Consider the following 16,927-nt stretch of genomic DNA (forward strand, 5'->3'; position numbering starts at 1 on the left):
TCCTACCTCCCCAAAGGCCCCGAAATGGGGCCTTTGTTATAGGTATTGTCTTAACCGTGTTGCAGGTCGCGTTTGATACTGTCAGTGGCCCGCAATGATAAGGCCACCATACTCAGGGTTGAGTTAACGGTTCCTGCCGCAGCCATCACGCCACCAGAGGCGATATACAGGTTCTGGTGATCATGGGTACGCATCCATTTATCCACCACCGAATCTTTCGGATCATGTCCGCCGATAGTCCCGCCCATAATATGGTTGTTTGGGTTGAAGTACGGAGTCATCTCGATTTCTGTCGCACCAAACAGTTTGGCGATGGTCATCAGATGCTCACGGGAAGAGACCGCCGCTTTACGTACATAATCCCCCACGTCATAAGTGACATGAGGATACGGAATGCCCAGCTTATCCTTGTGTACCGTGCTGAGGGTCAGGCGGTTGTCCGGATTTGCCAGCACATCATGGTTCACATAGATATCCATTCCGCAGGCGGCGCGACGACGAATCTCCTCATCGAGCTTTTTACCCACCAGCCCCATTTGCAGCGCTTTCACACCGGCTTTATGGTTCTGTGAAGTATTGTTCATCCCAATCTGGATTGCCGCATGTTCACGACGAAAATCACCGTCACGGTAGTTAGTAATGGAACTCATCTGTACTGAACCACCACCGGTCCAGATAGGTTCTGCCGACTGGAAACTCATCAGAATTCCCGGATGATCCATCATATTGCGCCCCACCATGCCTGAACTGTTTGCGATACCGTTCGGGTTACGGTCATTAGCCGCCAACAGCAACAATTTAGGAGTTTCGATTCCGTTACCTGCCAGCACAAAGGTCCGTGCCGTTACGCGGTGAGAATTTTTGTCCGGATCGTAGTAGTACAACGCCGTGATGTTGTTGTTTTCATCGGTATCAAACTTATACACAACCGCATTCGGCAGAACCTTAGCGCCCGCTTTTTCGGCTTTGATAATACTGTGAATACCATTGAACATCGCGCCGATCGGACAGATAGGCATACAGTTATTGTTACCACAGCATTGAGGACGTCCGTCATACGGTCGGCTGTTACGCCCCTGGGGTACGGGAGTATTCTCATAACCGGCGGTTGCCACCACTTCAGTGAACCTGCGGTCAGCAGGACCATAAGGCATTGGCTCCATCGGGAACGGTTTTTTGCGCGGTGCAACGTACTTTAGTGACGTATCGTTAGGACCATTAACGCCAATCAACACCTCTGCACGATAGTAATAATCTTCCAGTTCATCGTAATTCACTACCCAGTCACGGCCTACGCCATAGGTGGTGTGTAGCTGCATATCTGCTGGCAGGAAACGCCAGCATGAAGCGGCCCAGTGCCAGGTGGTACCTCCGACGCCTTTGACCATACCCTGACGAAATGCCGATGCATCCGGGCCAGAAACTTCCGGATAATTGTTATACGGATAAAGTTGCGGGTGAACAGCCCAGGGTTCCGCCGGATATGGCGTCGCGTAATCAGATTCAGATTTATTCACCGGCGGCAGATTTCGCCAGTTCTCTACCACTTCGCCCCTTTCCCAACGAGGGCCTGCATCCAGCACCAGTACGGATAACCCGGCTTCTGCCAGTTCTTTTGCAACCGTCCCACCACAAATGCCGCCACCAACGACTACCACATCTGCGCTATATTGTTCAGACATAACCACCTCTAAAGACTACAAATTCAAAAAAACCGGCAATTTCAGCGACGTTTGCGCGAAATGCGGACAATAATCAGCACAATAATCAGTAACAGGATCACTCCACCCACTGCCGATCCTGCGGCAGCGTATTTGGCGAGGAACGGCTGCGTACCACCTTCACGCAACGTTTTCACCTGATCAGCCGTCACCGATAACTGTGGATTGCCGAATTGTCTGAAGATGTAATTACTGAGTTTTGCAACCTGTTCGTCATTCAGTGACTGTACATCTGAGCCCGGACCAAAGGCCGGCATCAGCACCTGTTTACCATTCACTTCACGTTGCACACCAAACAGAATGGCGGAGACCAGATTATTTGGGGTATTCCCGCCGGTGGCCGTATTGTGGAACAGCGATGGATAGAAGTTATCCGCGGTACCTGCTCCTGAAGACTGATGGCAGCTGGCACAGGTTGTGTCATAAAGCGCTTTACCGGTCATGTCGTCCGGTAATGCAGACCCCAGGGGCTGAGTACCACGAACTTCTGAATCTGAGCTACTACCTGCCGCACTGCCAAAATCACCGGTGGCTTTTGCCTGGTCTGGCTCACTGACGGGTGGCAGGCTTTGCAGGTAAGTCACAATGGCGCCGATATCGTCATCACTCAGGTATTGCAGACTGTTGGTAATGGCTTCCGCCATCGGTCCGGCAGCCTGAGCTTTACCAGCTACGTGACCAGTTTTCAGATAGGTAATAAGCTGATCACGCTGCCAGCTACCCAGCCCGCTCAGACGGTCAGAAGTCAGGTTCGGGGCAAACCAACTTCCCAGGGCCGCCCCGCTGTACTGCGCAGACCCGGTTTCGCTGCCCATTAGCGTATTACGTGGGGTGTGACACTCCCCGCAGTGTTCCAGATTAGCCACCAGGTACTTGCCGCGGTTCCACTCAGGGCTTTGTGACGGATCATTTTGGTACGGTTTCTGTTTCAGGAATAGCAGGTTCCAGCCCCACATGGCTTCACGGATATTAAACGGAAAGCTAAGTTGGGTTGGGCGATTGGCCTGTTCCACCGGTTTAACCCCGTGGGTGAAGTAATAATACAGCGCATGAATATCCTGATCGGTTAGCCCTGAATAGGAGGTATAGGGCATGGCCGGATAGAGATGGCTTCCATCACCGCGGATACCATGACGAACCGCCTGTTCAAACTGCGCCTCGCTGTAAGAACCAATACCATACTGTCGCGAAGGAGTAATGTTGGTGGAATAAATGACCCCCATCGGGGAGTGGATAGCATAACCGCCGGCAAAGGTCTTTTTGGTATCAGGATCGGTATGACAGGCAGCACAGTCAGCAGCAATGGCCAGATAATGCCCCTGTTTCAGCAGTGCATCACCACTGTTATCCACTGAGGGCTGGCCGACCGGCACCTGTTCTGCGGCCATCACCGGCACTGCACTTAATGCACTCAGCCCAAGACAAAGGCTCAGAAGCTTTCGGCGGAAACCAGCCGTTTTACCTGAGAATTGCTTTTGTTGTTGTTTCACATTAACTCCTGAAAAATTCTGCTACCCCACATTGTTACCGGTAACAATAGCAGACAAAAAATGCCATAGAATAAGTTAAATAATATTTAACCCGATGTTTTCCTTTTAAAAATTCAGAAGTCGGTCGACCGGCGGCGGATCTGCAGTCCAGTAATCCGGTCCGTTATGCGCATAGGTGGGAATGACCATGCCATCGCGTGGTACCTGATACATCAGCGCATTCTGGTAGGCATAAACTTTGGCATGGTGACTGTCATCAATTACCCCGAGGTACCAGCCTTTAATCACCGACATCATCAGGTCATGTAACGGTTGTCCTGCCAGCTGGGTGTCCAGGGCTTCTACATCTGCCGGTTGTTTATCGGCAATCCACTGATTAAGCGCCGCCAGTTGCGTAGTGAACTGTGGATCTTTCTCGCTGAATGCCACATAAAGACGCTGGCCGAGGGTCATGTCCAGGTTCTGGTGTCCGGTAAGAAGACGGGAGGTTTTCATAAACTGATTCAGAGTCTGAGTATCTGGCCCGGCAGCAGTAGTTGCCGCACTGGCACCATTACTGAGTGTGCTGCCTGCAATCGCCGAGCCGATAGCAAAGGAAGCCACCAGCCCTCCCGTCTGTCCGAATAGCTTCCGGCGACGCAACCCCTCTTCACTCAGCTCAGGCTGTGTTTGATGTGTATTTGGGTTATTCATAAATATCCTTGATGCGTTATGTTATTGTCTGTCCGCGACGACAGTGCTCACGCAACTTTATACTAACGTCCAACGACATCGGAAATCTCAAAAAGTAACTAAAAATTTACAAATGCATAGAGATAGTTACACTTTATGGTTAAATAAAGTGGAGGGTTGTGAAAATAAGGTTACTAATAACAGTCTGCAGACCTAAGTAGTTACGTGACAGTGATCGTTAATACAAAAATAAACGGCCCAAAACAAGGCCGTTTATGTGATAACTCATTTTCACAGCGGCCGAATTCAGATCACTGTGATGTACTTGCGAACGACCGAAATATTCACTGTCGTGATGATACAGACTGGCTAATCACTTTTTGCAACTCGTCCGCTAATAAAGATCAGATAACGAATTCACAATCAGTGTACTGAGGAGATCACAGGCCGCCTGATTTTCCTGTGTATTCACACTTCTCCGTAGGCTTATTCCCAATTTTCCGGGTGACGGCAGATGCGGATGGCCGAACTTTAATGATTCAGGCATTCCCGGACGACTGCGGAGGGTAATTCCCGGGCCTGACTGAACTGCCGCGCGAATCCCTTGCAGGCTTACTATTCAAAAGCTGGTTGTACAGCCGACGTGACCAGTCGTTGCAGCCCGGGGGCCGCAACTGTTACGCCCCGCTTTATGTCTGGGAAAACAGCGAGGCAATGAATGCATTTCTGACCGGCCCGCTGTTCGCCGCCGCAGTCAACAGTTTTGGCTGGCCCGATATCCGCTACTGGCTTTCCCTGCGAGTCCCGCAGATCTCCCTGCTCAGTTCAGCAAAATATCTGTCGGTGACGACCCGTCCCCTCGCCCCCAACAGCGACCTCTCGCAACTGCCGCTAAGCGGGCAGCTTGCCGGATGGGATATCAGTCGTCGTGAATTATTGAATGTGGCTTTTACGGATACTCCTCAGCCACAGGCAGAAAACTACTGTATTGGTTATATTTCACAAGGCACACCCGGCGGCGGTCAGATTTCAGGCAAAGACTGTTCACAAGGTAACCATGACGTGAAATAAATGCCAGAATGTGGGAAAAACACCAGGGGCTGTATAAATATACAGTTCCTGGTGTTCCTGATCTGTGATTGGGTACTGGCAGGATGACTCGGGTTCCTACTCTGGAAGGGATACGCAAAACGTATGACGGTTTTGGCTGTGTTGGATTCGGGGTTTGCGCCATAAAGGAGGAGGCATGAGAGTGATATTTGATCATTTAACGCCTTAACATTCCACATGACCGACCGGTATATGCTTGTCAGTAGTGGTCAACACGTCAGTTTTTCAGGCTATATCAGTATTGATTTATCATGCCATCCCTTTCTGTTGCAGGCATAAATTAATTCCGCAACACTGCGCATGAACGCAATGTCGCGGTAAATAACTCCGGGGAGAATTAACGCCAGCCCAGGGCCGGTGCGACATGTTTAAGAATGGAGTCCATCACATGTACACAATAATCAACGCCCAACTGGTTAGGTATAGTGAGTAGTAAAGTATCCGCCAGAGCAATAGCTTCATCTGCTTTTAACTGTTCAATCAGTTTATCCGGTTCTGCGGCATAACTGCGCCCAAAAATCGCACGGGTGTTTTCGTCCAGATAGCCAATCTGATCGCCGCCCTGAGACATACCACCGAAGTAGGCTTTATCCTGCTGGTTGGTCAGTGCAAATATACTCCGGCTCACCGACACTCTCGGAGTATGGCTATGACCGGCCTGTTTCCAGGCATCCTGGTAGATACGGATTTGCTGAGCCTGTTGCACATGGAAGGGTTCGCCGGTTTCGTCGTCTTTCAGCGTTGAGCTTTGCAGGTTCATGCCCTGCTCCGCGGCCCAGCGCGCCGTAGCATTCGAACCTGACCCCCACCAGATACGGCTTCTCAGTCCTTCAGAAAAGGGTTCCGTGCGCAGTAACCCCGGGGGATTCGGAAACATCGGCTGGGGGTTGGGTTTGGCGAATCCCTCTCCGCGAAGTGCATCGAGGAATACCTCCGTATGACGGCGGCCCATATCAGCATCAGATTCACCTTCCTGTGGACGGTAACCAAAGTAGCTCCAGCCATCAATCACCTGCTCACCTGAACCACGACTGATACCCAGCTGTAACCGGCCACCACTGATCAAATCCGCCGCCGAAGCCTCCTCGGCCATATAGAGTGGATTTTCATACCGCATATCAATCACCCCGGTACCAATTTCAATTTTCCGGGTACGGGCACCGGCCGCCGCCAGCAACGGGAAAGGTGCGCTCAGCTGGCGGGCAAAATGGTGAACGCGAAAGTATGCACCATCCACACCGATTTCTTCGGCGGCAACCGCCAGATCGATGGACTGGGTCAGTGCATCTGCGGCACTGGCAGTCGCGGAATGGGACGAAGGGGTCCAGTGACCAAAAGATAAAAATCCTATTTTTTTCATAGCATAAGCGCCTGATAGTAGATTTGCGTTATATGAAATGGCATCAGAATAGTCAGCATGCAGGAACCCGCAGTATATACCTGAATAACCCTGAAGTGGATTTGCACCGCACATTAATGTTACAGCTGCCCACTGCTGAGTGGTCGCCGGCATACTCCACCCTCTGCCTCCTTCAGTCAGCCAGTCGACGATTATTTTATTAATTAGCGATAACACCAGAGAATCATGCTTAAGGGCTACCAGAGCGACATTCTTTTAAAACCATCAACTTACTTATTCCCCCATTCTTATACCCAGCGAAGTTTTTTCTTTATGGTTATGATATATATACCATTTTTAAGTATCGACAACGAAAATAGCGCATCGATCAAAAAATAACCACCCATAGAGAATATTATCGACAAAAAGCCATTAAATAAAAATTTTTAGCTAGTTGCCTGTTTTGAGGCAGGGATATATTCTACACGCGTTTTAATACACCCGATGATATTGCTGCTCACCGGCGATTTACTCAACATATCAGACTTTATAACCCGAGGATTACAGCCATGTTCTCTGCGCAATCCCGCCTGCGTCACGCGGTTGCAGATACTTTTGCGATGGTGGTTTACTGCACCATCGTTAATATGATGATCGAGATATTTTTATCAGGCATGACATTTGAGCAGTCACTGTCATCGCGGCTGGTGGGTATTCCGGTTAATATTTTGATTGCGGTGCCTTATGGCGTGTACCGTGATTTTCTGATGCGCAAGGCGCAACGTCTTAACCCGGCAGGATGGGTAAAAAGCGTGGCGGATATTGTAAGTTATGTGACGTTTCAGTCACCGGTGTATGTTTCTATTCTGCTGTTTGTCGGTGCTGACTGGCATCAGATTACAGCGGCAGTCAGTTCCAACATTCTGGTCTCAATGGTGATGGGCGCTGCCTATGGTTATTTTCTCGATTTTTGCCGGCGATTGTTTCGCGTCAGCAATGCCTTACCAATCTAAAGCCTTAACCGGTGCCGGCAGCAACCACAGTGACTGTCGGCACGTCGTTAGCCCATCCTCCACAGGACGACGGACTTTCTGAAGGTTAACCAGCCAGTCCCACTCCTTTGCCCTGTAACCCAGAGGCAATATAACCACGCTACGCAGATGTTGTTCTGGCAAACCAAGGATAAGATCAATCGCCTGAGGATCAAATCCTTCAATCAGTTATCTGTGATTGTACCCAACTCACCTGCCAGTTTTTTTTCTCAGTTCCGGGTTTGTGATCACCAGGAGTTCAAAGGGCTGGAGTCCGCTACTGGTTGCTGTCAGCCTTATTGCTTCAAGGATGCGGTCAAGTTTGTCATCCTCCACACTGCGATCCGGATCGTATTTTTTCGTTGCATAACGCCATTTCAGAGCTTCAATTAACTGACTCATTAAAATATCCTCATTATCAGATACAGTATTTATTACACTTGAACTTCAACCCTATTACTCTGTTCCGGGCGAATTATAAAGTTTAAAGGTAAGTTGAAGGTCAGGCAGATAATGAAAATAGGTGAAGTGGTCAGACTGACAGGAATACCTGCATCAGCAATCCGTTATGATGAAACACAGGGGATTATTCAGGCTATCGGAGTTATACCCCGGGCGAAGTAGCAAAACTGCTGCTGATTAGGGATGATAGACGTCTGGTATTTACCCTGGAAACTATCCGCAGCCTGTTTCTTAACGATGGAAGTTGCTCCATGTCACTGACTATGGAACAAATAAGACTGCGTCTGCTGGAACTGGAACGTATCGGGTCAAGCCTCAAAGCACAACAGACTGAGTTGATCAATTTACAAAAAGTGTTGGAAGACGGACTGAACAAAGGGGAAGTTCCACCGTTCGAAGCCTGCTACAGAATGAGTCCCTGAGAGAAACTATATTCTAAGCTCTGGTCTGTCACGGAAAAGTATCGGGATAAACTGGCTGTCAGAAGCAAAATGCCTGTGACGGCCAGCTGTCATCTGTCACTCAGGCAATCATATGAGATAGTTTGCCAATCTGACTAATTTCTACAGAAATGTTATCGCCTGGGAACATAAATAACTGAGGAGTGCGTGATTTACCGACACCTCCGGGAGATCCGGTGATAATCACATCTCCGGGCGCCAGCGGAGTAAAACAGGTGACATAAGCAATAATATTGGCCACGGTATGGATCATGTTAGCCGTTGAATCCTGCTGTACCTGCTGACCGTTCAGAAAAGTACGGATATCCAGTTGTTGTGGATCAGGAATCTCATCACTGGTGGTCATCGACGGTCCAAACCCGCCGGTCTGGGGCCAGTTTTTCCCGGCCGTAAACCAGGTAAATTGCATATCACGTACCGTCGCATCCATAAAGCAACTGTATCCGGCCACGTACTGCAACGCCTCTTCAGCCGGAACCTGATGAGCCGGCTTACCAATAATCACCGCCAGTTCACCTTCGTAGTCGAACTGTTCACTACTGGCCGGTTTTTGTAAAGGTGTCTGATGTGCAGACAGAGTATCAGCAAACCGGATAAACAAGGTCGGGGCCGGATTGGTTTCACCGAACTCTTTGCGCTTCTCGGAATAATTCATTCCGACACACAGAATTTTTCCCGGAGATTCGATCACCGGCAAAAATGAAATCTCATCCAGTGAGTAATCGGCCGGATAGTCAGAGAGTACTTTCAGTTCATCGACGGCCTGAGCCATAAGTACCGCTTTCAGGTCTGCATAGTCGGTATATCTAGCGGCGTCTGTGACACCGTTGTCTCTGAGAATCCCAAAACTGTGGTGACCCGTGGCTTTAATTTTAAAACTACATAACTGCATATTAAATAACTATTCTTATCTTCGTAAGGTGAGGGATATTATTACGGTTTAACAACCACCGATCCAGCAGGAAAATGCTGTTCAGTAAACATATTAACATTAAGCTTGCGACAAATATCACAATTTTCTTCAACCCAATGAAATATATGGATTTTACCCCTAAGCATTTGCAAGGCAATTTTATGCAAAAAACTGCGATAGTTTAGGGAAAATCCTGATTTATGCTGGCAAACTGACCGAAAATGTCGCGAAATTTGTCCAAAAGATTGATGATGCGTGAAAAACGGGAAATAAGATGGCCCGGCGCGAGCCGGGCTGGTCAGTCACAGTTCCGCGTATTCGCCGGTTCCTTCCGGCCAGGGGGTCAACAGATCATACCCTTCTGAAGTCACCGCTATCGTATGTTCCCACTGAGCAGACAACGAACGGTCTTTAGTCACGACCGTCCAGCCATCAGACAACACACTGGTCGCCGCTTTACCGGCATTAATCATCGGTTCAATGGTGAAAATCATCCCCTCTTCCAGCACGGTCCCTGTGCCCGGAGTGCCATAATGTAACACCTGAGGTTCGGTATGATAGATCTCGCCCACCCCGTGACCGCAATACTCTCTTACGACCGAGAAACCGGCTTTTTCGGCGACAGACTGAATCGCTGCACCAATATCACCCAGCGTGGCGCCAGGCCGGACAGCCCGGATACCGGCAACCATCGAATCGTAAGTCGTCTCTACCAGTCGCTTAGCACGAATTGATGGCTCACCAACGTAATACATGCGACTGGTATCGCCATACCAGCCATCTTTAATCACTGCCACATCAATATTCACGATATCGCCCTTTTTCAGGACTTTTGGTGCCGGTATCCCATGACATACGACATGATTCACGGAGGTACAGACCGTTTTGGTATAACCGTGATAGCCAATATTGGCCGGAATCAGCCCCTGAACATTGACGATGTAATCATGGCAACGTTTGTCCAGCTCTTCTGTTGTGACGCCGGGCACCACAAACGGAGTGATCATTTCAAGAACTTTGGCGGCCGCATGGCCTGCTGCGCGGGCCAGTTCTATTTCGTCCTGAGTATGTAGTTTTATCTCTGACATTAAGCACTCTCTGTAGTCGTTGACAATGGCGAGGGTTGTCCGATCAGCATACCGATCGCAGCCTCGCCATTTTCTAATTCGATACGCACTAATTCGCGGGTCAGCTGTGGGTAGGTTAACTGAGGGTACATTTCTGACAGCATTCCAATTTTCATCCAATGCTCTGCCTGAGCATTTATTGAACGACTCATTGCGTTACTGGCAATCCGCAGATTGCTATGCATTAACTCATTGATTTTAACAATACCCATAATCAGCCTATATAAAACGTATATGTTTTATATAATGCCATGTCTGTGCAATGATGCCAAATCCCTGCGCACAGATTTCTAAACTTAACTTTATAAATAAGATGCTTACGAACTGGTAAATATTGAGGCGAGAAATTCAGGTAATACAAAACGCAGAGGACTGGCAAACGGGTAAGAGACGCAAAGGATTGCTAAAACGATGTCGCTGAATTGTGGTAGCCAGGCAGCAAACGGATAAATGCTCAACTGCTGTGATTATTGATACCCATTGTCCGTGATTCGATTTACTGCTGGCAAACCGTTAATAACTGCTGGCGTAACCAGCGGTGAGCAGGATCATTTTCTGACCTTGGATGCCACATCTGTGAAACCGTAATGGTCTCCGTCGCCACCGGCAATTCGAACTTATGCAAAGCAGAGATTCCGCCTGTGTCAGCCATACCTGGCTGGTTTTTCAAAAATGACGCCGGTACCAGCGCAATCAGTTCGGATTCTCTGACCACGGCCAATGCAGCAGCAAAGCCAGGCACTACTGCGACGACATTGCGGGTTAATCCCAGTTCAGCCAGTGCATTATCCACCGGGCCCTGATATTTTCCTTGACGGGAGGACGCGATATGTTGCCAGCGGACATAATCCTGTAACGTCACCTCCGGCAGTAAAGCCAGCGGATGGCGGCTGCTGACCACTCCGACAAACCGGTCACGAAACAACGCCTGCAGCCGGATTTCGGGACCTGAGTCCCCCACCACACCAATTTCGATATCCACCAGACCTTCCCGCAGATAACGGGCAGTTTTGTCCGGCTTTGGCGCAAAGCGTAGCCGCACCCCGGGGGCTTGTGCCGCGACTTCAGCAATCAGCATGGCCCCGAAGGCATTAATAAATCCATCGTTAGCCCGCAGGACGAACGTCCGTTCAAGGGTGGCCAGGTTAACCCCGGAAACATCAGGACGCAATAAATCCCTGGCAGCTAAAACGGTATCGCGGGTACGCTCGCGGATCGCCCCGGCATAAGGTGTCAGCACCATCTCCCGGCCGGCCCGCACCAGTAAAGGGTCACCCGTGACCTTTCGCAACCGGCTTAACGTTCGGCTCATCGCGGAAGCACTCAACCCCAGACGCCTGGCAGCCGCGGCGACAGAACGGGTAGCCAGCAGGACATCCAGTGCTGTTAACAGATTTAAGTCGGCTTCTTTCATAGCGGTCATTCCTGATGATTCTGTGAGCAGGCGTTTGGTGCAAGTTATAACTGCAAATGCTGCGCCTTCCGCCTTATATCATGACAGAGTATATTTCTGTCTCAGGCAAATCAACGACCTGCCGACGGACAACTGTGACAGGCCTCAGCAAAATAGTTTCTGATGATTGCGGAGAAGCAAAGGATGTTATTTTCAGATCTCCCGGGAGATGAAGGTTTACCCGGCCGCCAGCGCCGTCTGGCAATGATTGCGGTAATGATGACCACCGCAATGTCAGTGTTTGATGGTTCAATGGTGAACATCGCACTACCGCAAATAGCCAAAGCGATGCAGGTGCCAGCCGCAGAAATTGTCTGGGTATCTAACGGCTATCTACTGGCAGCCGCCATGACGCTGGCGATTTTTGCCGCTCTGGCAACACGGATGGGATTCAGAAATTTGTTTGCCACCGGCCAGGTCATTTTCACCCTGGCCTCGCTGGGCTGTGCACTGTCATCTGATCCCAACACACTGATCATTATGCGTATTATCCAGGGTATTGGCGGTGCCGCCACCCTGAGTATCGGTCCGGCCATTTTGCGTTCAGTATTTCCTAACCGGCTACTGGGACGCATCCTGGGTATGAATGCGCTGCTGGTGGCTTCCAGCACCGCCATCGCGCCAATGCTGGGTGGCTCATTGCTGTCGGCCATGAGCTGGCAGTGGTTATTCGCCATTAATCTGCCGCCGGGAATTATCGCCGTGCTGTTAACTGTCCGGGTATTGCCAGGCCGGATACAAAAAGTCACCGAACGCTTTGATATCGCGGGAGCCGTGTTATCAGCCATTATTCCCGGGGCGTTGATTATGGCCGCGGATAGCTTTGCCAACACTCATGGTCAGGGGTTCACGGCGCATACATTACTGATGGCGGCAGGCTATGCCTTACTGGCACTGATGGCAGGTATCGCTTTTGTCTGGTGTGAGCGCCGGGCCAGTAAACCGCTACTGCCACTCTCTATTTTCGCCTCATCCCGTTTTTCACTGGCAGCAATGACCTCGATGGCTTCCTTCGTCAGCCAGGGGATCACCTTTATTGCCCTGCCATTCCTGTTCCAGAACGTGTATGGCTACAGTGCTTTTGTCTCAGCATTGCTGTTTACCCCCTGGCCGGTTGGCATAATTCTGGCAGCGCCACATTCAGGACGGCTTTCAGATCGTTTTCCGCCGGCGATTATTTCGACGATCGGGTTGGCAATTTTCGTGGTCGGTCTGATTCTGTTGGCGTTATTACCGGAAAACGCAGCCGCCTGGGATATCTGTTTACGTAGCCTGGTATGTGGTATCGGTTTTGGTTGCTTCCAGAGTCCGAATAACCGCGAAATGTTGTCAAACGTGGCCCGCGAGAACAGCAGCTATGCTTCCGGCATTCTTGCTATCATGCGGATGTTTGGTCAGTGTATGGGGACAGCGATTGTCGGTGTGATTCTGGCCTTATTTGGCCAGAAAAACCTGCTGAATGAGTATCACGGTGTGCAAACAGGCCTGTGGCTGGCGGTCGTTTCCAGCGTACTGGCGATTATCCTGAGTATCAGCCGGTTACGTAAAAAGTAGCCGGTAAACCCGCCGGTCATAGCCGGCGGGGGGAGATTACGCGCTTAGTGCGATCGGCGCATTATTTTTCAGATGCAGAGCAATAAACCGGGTCAGCAAGCTACTGGCATCGGGTGTCTGTGTCACTCCGGCTATCAGCGACTGACTATCGCGCCCTTCGTTATTTAATTCAGTGCTGCGTCGTTCAATCATGGCTTTGGCGGCTGCCACAGAAAACTCCGGATGAAACTGCGTTGAAACCGCATTCGGTCCGTAACGCACAATCTGATGACTATCCACCACCGAGCTGGCCAGTGCGATGGCCCCATCAGGAATACGGCTTACCGTCTGCATATGGGTCAGGTGCGCGGGGAAATGCTCCGGCAGTTGCCCCACCAGCGGGTCCTGGCGGGCTGCCTCTTTCAGGGATACCTGCAGGCAGCCTGTTTCTCGAATACAATCCAGATAGCGGACTTCACCGCCCAGTGCATAAGACATCAGTTGGTGTCCGTAACATACCCCAAACAGCGGCATATTTATCGCCATCGCCTGGCGAATCCATTCCGCGGTCAGTTCACTCCAGGGCAGTTTTTCTGTCACCATCGCCCAGGAACCGGTGATCACTGCCAGACGGGAAGGATCCGGTACCGGTAATGGCTGGCCTTCAAAAACTCTGACCACTTCAATTTCCTGTAGTGGAATTCCCATTGTCTGGCTGAACCAGTCTGGCAGGTCTCCGTATTTCTGGCGTATATCCTCTGGCGGGGTTCCGGTTTGAATGATAATGATCGACGTCTGACTCATAATTTATATTCCCGCTAATACGGCTTACAGGCCGGATGAAGTAGTGAAAAGATAGTCATAGCGGAAATTTAACAATGAAACAAGATGTCGCTTAATACCGTTTTTCGCGTTAGAAACACTGCTGCCGGATAACCGGTCACAAGTGACAACGTCACCCATCATCCTGCCGGCGAGTTTTATTGTCGTCACCGGGGCCGCCGCTTTTGGTTGCCGGGACTTTCCCCCTTCGGATATTCGTTCTATGATTAACCCGATTTTTTATTATTTGGGCGAGTTATGAAAACGATTATTCAAGGATTTCTGAATTTTCAGAAAGAAGTTTTTCCTGAGCGAAAAGAGTTATTCCGTAGCCTGGCAGGCAGTCAGAATCCTAAGGCCTTGTTTATTTCCTGTTCAGACAGCCGTCTGGTCCCTGAGCTGGTGACACAGCAAGAACCTGGCCAGTTATTTGTCATCCGTAACGCGGGCAACATCGTACCTTCTTTCGGTCCGGAACCTGGCGGTGTCTCTGCTACCATTGAGTATGCTGTGGTCGCTCTGGGCGTGAAAGATATTATCATTTGCGGTCACTCCAATTGCGGAGCAATGGGAGCTATTGCTAAATGCCAGTGTATGGATACCATGCCTGCGGTGGCTCACTGGCTACGTTATGCCGATGCAGCAAAAGCCGTCGTTGAGAAAAACAGCTACGCGGATGAAGACCAGAAAGTCAGTGCCATGGTGCGTGAAAACGTGATTGCACAGCTGAATAATATCAAAACTCACCCGTCGGTTGCCGTTGCCTTACGTAACAATGCCATCCATCTGCATGGCTGGGTTTATGACATCGAAAGCGGAGAGGTTCAGGCGCTGGATAAAGGTGGCAACAAATTTGTTCCTCTGGCGGCCAACCCGGACGTTTGTTTCGAGTAACAGACGCCTGCCAGTCCTCTGAGACCCGGTGACCTGCGGGGCTTCCCGCAGGTCCTAAACCCTGCCTGCACCGGCCCCCCCCTCTTTTTCTGCTATTCAGCCATAGGGGTTTCAGACAGTACCAACAACAGCACCTGCACAGTGTTCAGCTGTGATTCTTTACCGTTCCGGCAATAACACCCCGCGATGGCACCGAGGCTCTGACGGCCAAGATTGAACAATGTTTTACGCCGGGCTGAATACTCATTCACGACGGAAGAGCCTGTCACATGGATTTACCGCTGAAAGAGACTACCTGTGGAGTAAATCTGCGGGATAACGTTTTTATTTTTTACACTCTGGTTAAGGAAAATTATGCACGTTATTGCTGAGAAATTCGGTAAAACTTACCCCTCTGCTGAGGGCGGCATGTTTGGGTATCACGCCATTAGCCGCTTCTGCGGCCCGGTCCGACAGCCCTTCCTTTCCCGGCTATCCGCTAAACAGCAGGCTTACTCTGGCAGATACTGACAGTGCGATGAACAGCAACAGTGATACCCTGCTCACTGATGAAAGCCCGGGTCATTAAAACGGGGTAGTGTTTGTTAAACCCCGCCTGTCCCGCAGCCCCTTTAAGCTGCCACACGTGTTAATGAGTGATGGCTGGGTGGTACAGGTTATGGGCTCTGATGATTTCACTACTGCCACGCAATGCCAGAGTACCTTGCAAAAAGAGTATAGTCAGTTGATAAGCAGTTTCGGGCCGGTAACGATACTGGAACCACAGCTTAAACAGCGGAAAAACAGTGCTGCGGGTTATCAGCTGGTTATCCAGTGCCTGGGCGGGGGTTTGCCGGGCACCTTTTCTCTCTGAAGACAACATATCATCAGCCTGCCACGGGTTAACCCCGGGGGCACTCCGGCTGACAGTATGATACTTCGTATTGCGTAAAATAAGACTTTCACAACGGTGCCGGTTTAAGGTACAACGACATGACAGTTAAGGGAATCTGGAGAACATTATGACTATTCCGGTTGAGCAGTCTGCACTCGATTCATTATTCAATCAGGCTCGTACCCACAGTTACTGGCTGGATAAACCGGTCACCGAAAGTACTCTGCAAACTCTGTATGAGCTGACCCGGCTTGGCCCGACCTCGGCTAACTGTTCGCCGGGCCGGTTTGTGTTTGTGACCAGCGATGCCGGCAAACAGAAACTTAAACCGGCACTCTCTTCAGGCAATATCGATAAAACGATGTCTGCTCCGGTGACGGTGATTGTTGCCTCAGATATGACTTTTTATGAAAAGCTACCGGGATTGTTCCCCTATGCCGATGCCCGAAGCTGGTTCACCAGCAGTGAATCGCTGGCTCAGGAAACAGCATTTCGCAACAGCAGCCTGCAGGCAGGTTATCTGGTGGTAGCCGCACGAGCTCTGGGACTGGATGTTGGCCCGATGTCAGGGTTCGATGCGGATAAAATCAATGCAGAGTTTTTTCACGGTACTGACTGGCGGGTCAATTTACTGATCAACCTGGGTTATGGCGACAGTGAGAAACTTCATGGGCGTCTGCCACGGCTTGATTTTGATGATGCCTGCCGGTTTGCCTGATTAACCACACTGACTGTGGCATTGCCGCAGTCAGTGGCGTGGATGATAACGGTGAATAGTGCTAAAGCACAGCTCATTCCAGTAGGTTACCCGCAATAAACGGTGTTGTTTACTTTTATTCATCCTGCAACCACTGAGGATCAAGATAACCGGGACCCAGGCCGTATAATCCAAGGATTGGAATCATAGACTCGAGTAGCAGATGGCTGTCTTTTGCCCGTTCTGCCGCCGGGCTGCGCTCCGGGAGTCCGGTAAACCTGATGATTTTTTTCCAGATATGCATTGCCATAATATGTCCCCACTGAAG

21 protein-coding genes are annotated in these 16,927 nt (G+C 50.2%); 7 read left to right on the top strand and 14 right to left on the bottom strand.

Translation table 11 applies throughout. The features are described from left to right. Window positions 1–50: 50 nt before the first annotated feature. From B3Z23_RS08565 to B3Z23_RS08575, 3 genes are all read right to left on the bottom strand, one after another. Window positions 51–1,682 (bottom strand): GMC family oxidoreductase, encoded by a 1,632-nt coding sequence (locus B3Z23_RS08565; RefSeq protein WP_038020657.1) that lies wholly within the window; start codon window positions 1,680–1,682, stop codon window positions 51–53. Window positions 1,683–1,723: 41 nt separating this feature from the next. Further along, complete coding sequence (locus tag B3Z23_RS08570; RefSeq protein WP_414716478.1) at window positions 1,724–3,109, bottom strand: c-type cytochrome; 1,386 nt, start codon at window positions 3,107–3,109, stop codon at window positions 1,724–1,726. A 207-nt stretch (window positions 3,110–3,316) separates the two neighbouring features. Then, on the bottom strand, window positions 3,317–3,904 hold the full coding sequence (locus B3Z23_RS08575; protein WP_294906830.1) for a sugar dehydrogenase complex small subunit: 588 nt from the start codon (window positions 3,902–3,904) through the stop codon (window positions 3,317–3,319). 567 nt (window positions 3,905–4,471) lie between these two features. Here B3Z23_RS08575 and B3Z23_RS08580 point away from each other — a divergent pair. Continuing rightward, the gene (locus tag B3Z23_RS08580; protein WP_294907692.1) at window positions 4,472–4,954 is read left to right on the top strand and encodes a DUF4865 family protein; all 483 of its coding nucleotides are present in this window, start codon (window positions 4,472–4,474) and stop codon (window positions 4,952–4,954) included. A 376-nt stretch (window positions 4,955–5,330) separates the two neighbouring features. Here the strand turns inward: B3Z23_RS08580 and B3Z23_RS08585 are convergent, their stop codons facing one another. Further along, on the bottom strand, window positions 5,331–6,353 hold the full coding sequence (locus B3Z23_RS08585) for an LLM class flavin-dependent oxidoreductase (RefSeq protein WP_294906833.1): 1,023 nt from the start codon (window positions 6,351–6,353) through the stop codon (window positions 5,331–5,333). Between the two features lie 548 nt (window positions 6,354–6,901). On the opposite strand from B3Z23_RS08585, the gene B3Z23_RS08590 reads away from it, so the two are divergent. Next, on the top strand, window positions 6,902–7,345 hold the full coding sequence (locus tag B3Z23_RS08590; protein WP_294906836.1) for an L-alanine exporter AlaE: 444 nt from the start codon (window positions 6,902–6,904) through the stop codon (window positions 7,343–7,345). A 228-nt stretch (window positions 7,346–7,573) separates the two neighbouring features. Here the strand turns inward: B3Z23_RS08590 and B3Z23_RS08595 are convergent, their stop codons facing one another. After that, complete coding sequence (locus tag B3Z23_RS08595) at window positions 7,574–7,765, bottom strand: nitroreductase family protein (RefSeq protein ID WP_294906838.1); 192 nt, start codon at window positions 7,763–7,765, stop codon at window positions 7,574–7,576. A gap of 111 nt (window positions 7,766–7,876) precedes the next feature. Here B3Z23_RS08595 and B3Z23_RS08600 point away from each other — a divergent pair, with 111 nt between their 5' ends. Both B3Z23_RS08600 and B3Z23_RS08605 read left to right on the top strand, forming a co-directional pair. After that, window positions 7,877–7,987, top strand: a complete 111-nt coding sequence (locus B3Z23_RS08600) for a MerR family DNA-binding transcriptional regulator (RefSeq protein WP_294906841.1) — start codon at window positions 7,877–7,879, stop codon at window positions 7,985–7,987. 89 nt (window positions 7,988–8,076) lie between these two features. Next, window positions 8,077–8,247 (top strand): hypothetical protein, encoded by a 171-nt coding sequence (locus B3Z23_RS08605; protein ID WP_294906844.1) that lies wholly within the window; start codon window positions 8,077–8,079, stop codon window positions 8,245–8,247. Between the two features lie 100 nt (window positions 8,248–8,347). Here the strand turns inward: B3Z23_RS08605 and B3Z23_RS08610 are convergent, their stop codons facing one another. From B3Z23_RS08610 to B3Z23_RS08625, 4 genes are all read right to left on the bottom strand, one after another. Beyond that, a complete protein-coding gene (locus B3Z23_RS08610) occupies window positions 8,348–9,178 on the bottom strand; it encodes a fumarylacetoacetate hydrolase family protein (protein ID WP_294906847.1) in 831 nt (276 codons plus the stop codon). A 323-nt stretch (window positions 9,179–9,501) separates the two neighbouring features. Then, window positions 9,502–10,287 carry a type I methionyl aminopeptidase gene (gene map / locus B3Z23_RS08615; protein ID WP_294906849.1) on the bottom strand — a complete coding sequence of 262 codons (786 nt, stop codon included), beginning with the start codon at window positions 10,285–10,287 and terminating at the stop codon, window positions 9,502–9,504. Further along, window positions 10,287–10,538 carry a ParD-like family protein gene (locus B3Z23_RS08620; protein ID WP_294906852.1) on the bottom strand — a complete coding sequence of 84 codons (252 nt, stop codon included), beginning with the start codon at window positions 10,536–10,538 and terminating at the stop codon, window positions 10,287–10,289. Before B3Z23_RS08620 ends, map begins: the two co-directional genes overlap by 1 nt. 284 nt (window positions 10,539–10,822) lie before the next feature. Continuing rightward, window positions 10,823–11,740 (bottom strand): LysR family transcriptional regulator, encoded by a 918-nt coding sequence (locus B3Z23_RS08625; protein WP_294906855.1) that lies wholly within the window; start codon window positions 11,738–11,740, stop codon window positions 10,823–10,825. Between the two features lie 183 nt (window positions 11,741–11,923). Between B3Z23_RS08625 and B3Z23_RS08630 the strand changes: the two genes are divergently transcribed. Continuing rightward, window positions 11,924–13,333, top strand: a complete 1,410-nt coding sequence (locus tag B3Z23_RS08630) for an MFS transporter (RefSeq protein ID WP_294906858.1) — start codon at window positions 11,924–11,926, stop codon at window positions 13,331–13,333. A gap of 36 nt (window positions 13,334–13,369) precedes the next feature. Here the strand turns inward: B3Z23_RS08630 and B3Z23_RS08635 are convergent, their stop codons facing one another. Continuing rightward, window positions 13,370–14,116, bottom strand: a complete 747-nt coding sequence (locus tag B3Z23_RS08635) for a glutamine amidotransferase (RefSeq protein ID WP_294906861.1) — start codon at window positions 14,114–14,116, stop codon at window positions 13,370–13,372. Between the two features lie 24 nt (window positions 14,117–14,140). Continuing rightward, window positions 14,141–14,305 (bottom strand): hypothetical protein, encoded by a 165-nt coding sequence (locus B3Z23_RS08640; protein ID WP_294906864.1) that lies wholly within the window; start codon window positions 14,303–14,305, stop codon window positions 14,141–14,143. A gap of 87 nt (window positions 14,306–14,392) precedes the next feature. Here B3Z23_RS08640 and B3Z23_RS08645 point away from each other — a divergent pair, with 87 nt between their 5' ends. Next, window positions 14,393–15,028 carry a carbonic anhydrase gene (locus B3Z23_RS08645; protein ID WP_038020636.1) on the top strand — a complete coding sequence of 212 codons (636 nt, stop codon included), beginning with the start codon at window positions 14,393–14,395 and terminating at the stop codon, window positions 15,026–15,028. A gap of 92 nt (window positions 15,029–15,120) precedes the next feature. Here B3Z23_RS08645 and B3Z23_RS08650 read toward each other — a convergent pair whose 3' ends face one another. Together B3Z23_RS08650 and B3Z23_RS08655 are read right to left on the bottom strand one after the other, a co-directional pair. Beyond that, complete coding sequence (locus tag B3Z23_RS08650) at window positions 15,121–15,279, bottom strand: hypothetical protein (RefSeq protein WP_294906868.1); 159 nt, start codon at window positions 15,277–15,279, stop codon at window positions 15,121–15,123. Window positions 15,280–15,656: 377 nt separating this feature from the next. Next, window positions 15,657–15,890: a hypothetical protein gene (locus B3Z23_RS08655; RefSeq protein ID WP_294906870.1), complete on the bottom strand. Its 234-nt coding sequence runs from the start codon at window positions 15,888–15,890 to the stop codon at window positions 15,657–15,659. Window positions 15,891–16,029: 139 nt separating this feature from the next. Here B3Z23_RS08655 and B3Z23_RS08660 point away from each other — a divergent pair, with 139 nt between their 5' ends. After that, a complete protein-coding gene (locus tag B3Z23_RS08660) occupies window positions 16,030–16,620 on the top strand; it encodes a malonic semialdehyde reductase (RefSeq protein WP_294906873.1) in 591 nt (196 codons plus the stop codon). A 115-nt stretch (window positions 16,621–16,735) separates the two neighbouring features. Here the strand turns inward: B3Z23_RS08660 and B3Z23_RS08665 are convergent, their stop codons facing one another. After that, on the bottom strand, window positions 16,736–16,909 hold the full coding sequence (locus tag B3Z23_RS08665) for a hypothetical protein (protein ID WP_294906875.1): 174 nt from the start codon (window positions 16,907–16,909) through the stop codon (window positions 16,736–16,738). Window positions 16,910–16,927: the final 18 nt, after the last annotated feature.

The organism is Tatumella sp. UBA2305 (genome assembly GCF_002345795.1).
Classification (GTDB): Bacteria; Pseudomonadota; Gammaproteobacteria; order Enterobacterales; family Enterobacteriaceae; genus Tatumella; species Tatumella morbirosei.

Coding starts and splice junctions, on each gene's coding strand:
- B3Z23_RS08605 (WP_294906844.1), top strand. CDS start 8,077: ATGTCACTGACTATGGAACAAATAAGACTGCGTCTGCTGGAACTGGAA.
- B3Z23_RS08565 (WP_038020657.1), bottom strand. CDS start 1,682: ATGTCTGAACAATATAGCGCAGATGTGGTAGTCGTTGGTGGCGGCATT.
- B3Z23_RS08655 (WP_294906870.1), bottom strand. CDS start 15,890: ATGTTGTCTTCAGAGAGAAAAGGTGCCCGGCAAACCCCCGCCCAGGCA.
- B3Z23_RS08575 (WP_294906830.1), bottom strand. CDS start 3,904: ATGAATAACCCAAATACACATCAAACACAGCCTGAGCTGAGTGAAGAG.
- B3Z23_RS08635 (WP_294906861.1), bottom strand. CDS start 14,116: ATGAGTCAGACGTCGATCATTATCATTCAAACCGGAACCCCGCCAGAG.
- B3Z23_RS08610 (WP_294906847.1), bottom strand. CDS start 9,178: ATGCAGTTATGTAGTTTTAAAATTAAAGCCACGGGTCACCACAGTTTT.
- B3Z23_RS08630 (WP_294906858.1), top strand. CDS start 11,924: ATGTTATTTTCAGATCTCCCGGGAGATGAAGGTTTACCCGGCCGCCAG.
- B3Z23_RS08660 (WP_294906873.1), top strand. CDS start 16,030: ATGACTATTCCGGTTGAGCAGTCTGCACTCGATTCATTATTCAATCAG.
- B3Z23_RS08585 (WP_294906833.1), bottom strand. CDS start 6,353: ATGAAAAAAATAGGATTTTTATCTTTTGGTCACTGGACCCCTTCGTCC.
- B3Z23_RS08645 (WP_038020636.1), top strand. CDS start 14,393: ATGAAAACGATTATTCAAGGATTTCTGAATTTTCAGAAAGAAGTTTTT.
- B3Z23_RS08625 (WP_294906855.1), bottom strand. CDS start 11,740: ATGAAAGAAGCCGACTTAAATCTGTTAACAGCACTGGATGTCCTGCTG.
- B3Z23_RS08620 (WP_294906852.1), bottom strand. CDS start 10,538: ATGGGTATTGTTAAAATCAATGAGTTAATGCATAGCAATCTGCGGATT.
- B3Z23_RS08590 (WP_294906836.1), top strand. CDS start 6,902: ATGTTCTCTGCGCAATCCCGCCTGCGTCACGCGGTTGCAGATACTTTT.
- B3Z23_RS08570 (WP_414716478.1), bottom strand. CDS start 3,109: ATGGCCGCAGAACAGGTGCCGGTCGGCCAGCCCTCAGTGGATAACAGT.
- B3Z23_RS08665 (WP_294906875.1), bottom strand. CDS start 16,909: ATGGCAATGCATATCTGGAAAAAAATCATCAGGTTTACCGGACTCCCG.
- B3Z23_RS08600 (WP_294906841.1), top strand. CDS start 7,877: ATGAAAATAGGTGAAGTGGTCAGACTGACAGGAATACCTGCATCAGCA.
- map (WP_294906849.1), bottom strand. CDS start 10,287: ATGTCAGAGATAAAACTACATACTCAGGACGAAATAGAACTGGCCCGC.
- B3Z23_RS08595 (WP_294906838.1), bottom strand. CDS start 7,765: ATGAGTCAGTTAATTGAAGCTCTGAAATGGCGTTATGCAACGAAAAAA.